We start from the raw sequence: 5,356 nt of genomic DNA on the forward strand, positions 1-5,356 counted from the left end.
ACAAAATATGTAAAAAAAGAAGCTTTGGATTATTACAACTATCAAAAAGACAAAAATAAAGATTTATCTAAAGGTGAAATACTTTAAATCAAACAAAAAGACAATGTAGATGTACAACGTATTTTGCGGAAAGTGTTGTTGGATGTGCATGCGAAGTCTAGTTTGGTTTTTGGGTAGCTTATTGGTTTAAGAAGAAAAATCTTATATTTAATAAATAATTCTTTAATTAATGAGATCAAAAATAGATCCATATACTATAAATGAAGATGAGTCACGAGCTATAATTTCTAAATTTTGCAGAAACAATTCTTGGAAATACCGTAAAATGGAATGGGATAATGATATTGATGGTGAAATTGAAATTTTTGATAAAAAAGGAGAGACATCAGCAAAATTTATTAAAGTTCAATTAAAAACCATTGATGATTCTAGAAAATTTGAAAACCTAATAACAAATTATACTTTTGATGCTGATGTAAAGTTTCTACATTTTTGTGATGTTTGTGATATTCCCATAATTCTCTGTGTATTTGATATTCATAAAGAGAAAGGCTATTTTATTTTCATGCAAAAATATATTTATGAAGTTTTGGATTTAGAAAATTCAAAATGGCGTAATAACTCTTCAAAAGTCAGAATCAAAATTCCTTTAATAAATTCACTTAATACTTTAAATTCTAGAAATAAATTAGAAAATATAGCTTATGAAGGAACAAATTTGATTTCTCAACTAAGAAAAACTTTAACACATAAAAAATATTATTCATTATTAAAACAAGATGATAATTCAAATGGTGTTGCCTTAAGAACTAATCTGAGAATATTAGTAGAGAGATCTTTTGCAAGCTCAAAAGAAGCTATGAGAATATTAATTCCTAAAATTAATGAAGAATATAAATCGAAAATATATCTCCGAAATAAAATATCTGATTTTTTATCTAAAAAGAAAGAATATGATGTAATATATATTCATTTTTTTGATTCTCTAGGTGGCGAAAGTCAAGGAGTTCCTCTATGCAGTACTATTTGGGTTAGAGAAAATCTACCTGAAATAGCAAGACCTCTAATTGGTAAATCAGATGAAGTCTTGAGTGGAATTAATACTTCTTGGAGATCTACCATTTTCGAAGATGATTTTATAGAAAAGAACACTTTGGACAAAGGAGAATATATTCCAATAGCGGATAAACTATTAGATAACTTTACAATATTATATGAGAAAATACTATACCATACTAATCGTTTTTGCAATGACTCCATAACTCCTAAACAATATATTAGATATTTAAATAAATTAGTTAAAAAACTTGACAAGTTACACCAGTCAACAATTAATATAGGTTTTCCTCCTAGTGAATGTAAAGACTTAGATAATAAGATTAATAATCTTGTAGCTTCTCTCCATGATATTTCAATTATTGTATCTGATAAAGATAGAGACTTTTTTAACATGTTAAATTGTATAAATATGAGTTTGAATAACATAGAAAGAGAACTACCAGAATATAAGTATGAAAGAAAAAAAGTGAAATAAATCCTTATGTATAAATTCAAAAATGATTTTTTATTGTCTCCTGTATTGAAAACTAAGAAAGATAACCTCTCAAAATTATGACAGCAAAAATAAAAAAGATCGAAGCTGATGGAATTACAATTTCTATAGTCAATCACGGTTCTGATCATTATATGAGCTTAACTGATATGGTAAAAGCTAAAGACGGAGATTTCTTTATAAGTGATTGGTTAAGAAACGCAAATACATTGGATTATATTGCAGCTTGGGAAACCATGAATAATCCAGGTTTTAATTATGGCGAATTCGCCATAATTAGACAATCAGCAGGAGCAAATTCATTTAAAATAAGTGTTAAAGAATTAACAGCTAGAGCTAATATTAAATGTTTGACAGCAAAAGCTGGTAGATATGGAGGAACGTATGCACATAAAGATATAGCTTTCAATTTTGGAATGTGGATTAGTCCAATGTTTCAACTTTATCTCGTAAAAGAGTACCAGAGATTAAAAGAAATTGAAACCAATCAATATAATTTAGAATGGGACGTGAAAAGAATTTTGAGTAAAGCTAATTATCATATTCATACGGATGCAGTTAAAAATCATATTATTCCCAAATCTGAATACGCATCAGACAAACAATGGGTTGAATATGCAGAAGAAGCTGATTTATTGAATGTAGCATTATTTGGTTGTACAGCCAAGCAATGGAAAGAATCGAATCCAAAACTGTCTTTAGAAGGAAATAATATGAGAGATTTTGCAAGTATTAATGAACTTGCTGTCTTGTCAAATCTTGAATCTATAAATTCTGAATTAATTAAAAGTGGAATTGAAAAAAGAATACGTTTTCAAAATATGCAAAGAATTGCAAAACAGCAATTAGAAATATTAAACAAAATGGATATTCTTAAATCAATTAAAAAACAATCAGATTCGACTTATATAGACGAAAAAAAGAAATTAGAATAAAGAAAAATAAAATGATCAAAAAGCTTTCACAAACCAACAAAGAAACTGCAACAGAAATCCGTTCCGTTTTTCAAGTTTCATACACGGTTGAAGCCGAATTGTTAAAAGCCATTGATTTTCCTCCTTTAAAAAGACCATTAGAAAGTTTTATACATAGTGACAACATATTTTTCGGTTATATAAAAAACAATGAACTCGCTGCAGTTGTTGAAATTCATCATACTGCAAAACAGACACATATTCAGAGTTTGGTAGTTGCTCCAAAATTCTTCCGACAAGGAATTGCATCACAGTTAATGGAGTTCGTTTTCAATACTTTTGATTCCAATTTATTTATGGTGGAAACTGGCGTAGCTAATGGTCCTGCAACTACATTATATTTGAAGTCTGGTTTTAAAGAAGTGAAACAATGGGAAACTGATCATGGAATTCGAAAAATACGTTTTGAACGGAGAATTGATATATAATGTTATCCTTCACGACTTATCAATTCAATTAAAACTCAGAAAAATTACTGCTTATTAAAAAATAAGTAAGAACTTCGTAATACGACAAGCTAGTAACTCCATGGCAATAGAAAACATACCCGAAATCTATCTTACAGACACTAAAAAGAAACCCGATTTATTTGTCTACGATTTTAAGATGACGAATGATGTTGTGAAAAGCAAAGTCAATCTGGGAATGAATATGTTTAGCTTTTTACAAGTTGGAAAGAAGCAAGTTCATTTTGCTGGAAATTCGGTTGCCGTTAATAAAGATCAATCGTTATTGCTGAAAAAAGGAAATTGGTTGTGGACAGAATTGTTGGAAACAGAAGCCGTTTATTATTGTAAACTATTATTCTTTTCTGAGAAAGTACTCAAAGAATTTTTAGAAAAACACACAGAAGCAACACAAGGTGTAACTGATGAAGTTCCGTATTTTGTCATTCGGAATGATGCATATATTACTTCGTATTTAAATTCTTTGGCAACCATTAATGAAGCGCCCGCGATTTTTATGGAAAACTTACTTTCTGTAAAGTTTGAAGAACTTCTACTCTATCTTATCAATAAATACGGAAACACGTTTAAATTGTATTTAGAATCGTTAATCGTTCAAGAAACATCTTCTTTTAAAAAAATTGTGGAAAGCAAAATACATTCCAATTTAAAACTGGAAGAAATTGCCTTTTTATGTAACATGAGTTTGTCTACATTTAAACGTCATTTTATCAAAGAATATAGTGTTTCTCCAGGAAAATGGTTGCAAAACAAACGCCTTCAAAAAGCAAAAGAAATGCTAGAGCAAGGAAATTGCAAACCTTCTGATATTTATTTAGATTTTGGGTATAACAACCTTTCAAACTTTAGTATTGCGTTTAAAAATAAGTTCGGTTTTAGTCCGAGTAAAGTTTCTTGAAAATCTGAGTTCGATTTTAAGTCAACAGTGAGTTTCTTCTTTTCCGCAGTATAGTAGGGATTTTGCGTTAAAAATTTTTGAAGCCTTGGAAAAAATTTAGAAAAATTCATGCGGTTTTAATTTTTCTCCTAAAAAGAAAAATTAAAAATACCTCTGGAAAAGCGCACTTTCTTTTGTTTCTTTTCTTTGTGCGAGCAAAGAAAACGAAAATAAAAAACTAAGTTTTCAGGATTTTCAAAAATTGATTTGAATGAAGCCTAAATTATACTCACGTTTAAAAATTCTTCCTTCATTCTGCTATTTTCTACTTTTGACCTTTTTTCATAAACCAATGACCTTTTTTAGTAATAGAAAATAGTGCATTCTTCTGTTATTTTGCAGTATTATTTTAATTAGAAAAAAACAACAGTATGAATATTACATTAAAGCAAGCAGAAAAAATAATTTCAGTAGCACAAGCAAAATCTATTGAAATAGATACAAAAATGAACATTGCAGTAGTTGATGCAGGAGCAAATTTAGTCGCTTTTGCACGTATGGATGGCGCTTGGTTAGGTTCGTTAGACATCTCGATCAAAAAAGCAAAAACAGCACGTTATTTTGACATGAATACAGGAATTATTGGAGAGTTATCGCAGCCTGGCGGAGCACTTTACAATATTGAACATTCTAATAACGGATTGATTACATTTCCTGGTGGCGTGCCAATTAAAAGCGCAGCAGGCGAAGTTATTGGTGCAATTGGAGTAAGTGGAAGTTCTGTTGAAAACGATCATACAGTTGCAGAAGCAGGCGCTTTAGCACTTTAATAATCAAATAGCTATAAATTAAAAAGCTGTTTGAAAAGTCACATTTTCGTCAAACCGAACTTGATTCGGTTTCTCATAACAATTGAAAATCAGTTTAATGAGATTCTGAAATAAATTCAGAATGACGACTTTAATACTTTTCAAACAGCTTTTTTATGATTCTATGTTTCTATTTCTACAAAGCGTTGTCCATAATATCTTGGACAACTTCTGGGTTTAGTAATGTACTTGTATCACCTAAATTGCTCGTATCTTTTCCTGCAATTTTTCGTAAAATTCGACGCATAATTTTCCCCGAACGTGTTTTTGGCAATCCGTTGGTGAATTGTACTTTGTCTAACTTCGCAATCGGTCCAATTTGTTCCGTAATGATTTGATTGATTTCTTTGCGTACATTATCGTGATTTCGGCTTTCGCCAGTTTCTTTTAACGTAACATAACCATACAATGCATTTCCTTTGATATCGTGCGGAAAACCTACAATTGCCGATTCCGCCACCGCAGGATGTTCGTTGATCGCATCTTCAATTGGCGCTGTTCCTAAGTTATGACCAGAAACAATAATAACATCATCTACTCTACCTGTAATTCGGTAATATCCGACTTCATCGCGCAAAGCACCATCGCCTGTAAAATATTTGTTTTCGTATGCTGAA

General features: G+C 30.2%; 6 protein-coding genes. 5 read left to right on the forward strand and 1 reads right to left on the reverse strand.

Going from position 1 to position 5,356, the window contains the following annotated elements:
- Nucleotides 1-229 precede the first annotated feature (229 nt).
- The 5 genes from AB8B65_RS09445 to AB8B65_RS09465 all read left to right on the forward strand — a co-directional run bounded on the left by AB8B65_RS09445 (nucleotide 230) and on the right by AB8B65_RS09465 (nucleotide 4,700).
- Nucleotides 230-1,534: a DUF4365 domain-containing protein gene (locus AB8B65_RS09445; protein WP_405300708.1), complete on the forward strand. Its 1,305-nt coding sequence runs from the start codon at nucleotides 230-232 to the stop codon at nucleotides 1,532-1,534.
- Nucleotides 1,535-1,611: 77 nt separating this feature from the next.
- On the forward strand, nucleotides 1,612-2,487 hold the full coding sequence (locus tag AB8B65_RS09450; protein WP_405300709.1) for a KilA-N domain-containing protein: 876 nt from the start codon (nucleotides 1,612-1,614) through the stop codon (nucleotides 2,485-2,487).
- Nucleotides 2,488-2,498: 11 nt separating this feature from the next.
- Nucleotides 2,499-2,954 carry a GNAT family N-acetyltransferase gene (locus tag AB8B65_RS09455; RefSeq protein WP_405300710.1) on the forward strand — a complete coding sequence of 152 codons (456 nt, stop codon included), beginning with the start codon at nucleotides 2,499-2,501 and terminating at the stop codon, nucleotides 2,952-2,954.
- Between the two features lie 100 nt (nucleotides 2,955-3,054).
- Nucleotides 3,055-3,891 (forward strand): helix-turn-helix domain-containing protein, encoded by an 837-nt coding sequence (locus AB8B65_RS09460; protein WP_405300711.1) that lies wholly within the window; start codon nucleotides 3,055-3,057, stop codon nucleotides 3,889-3,891.
- A 410-nt stretch (nucleotides 3,892-4,301) separates the two neighbouring features.
- On the forward strand, nucleotides 4,302-4,700 hold the full coding sequence (locus AB8B65_RS09465; RefSeq protein WP_405300712.1) for a heme-binding protein: 399 nt from the start codon (nucleotides 4,302-4,304) through the stop codon (nucleotides 4,698-4,700).
- Nucleotides 4,701-4,875: 175 nt separating this feature from the next.
- Here the strand turns inward: AB8B65_RS09465 and AB8B65_RS09470 are convergent.
- Nucleotides 4,876-5,356: AMP-binding enzyme (locus tag AB8B65_RS09470; RefSeq protein ID WP_405300713.1), on the reverse strand; the 481-nt coding region annotated here is incomplete at its 5' end.

The organism is Kordia sp. (assembly GCF_045105435.1).
In the GTDB taxonomy this organism is placed as follows: domain Bacteria; phylum Bacteroidota; class Bacteroidia; order Flavobacteriales; family Flavobacteriaceae; genus Kordia.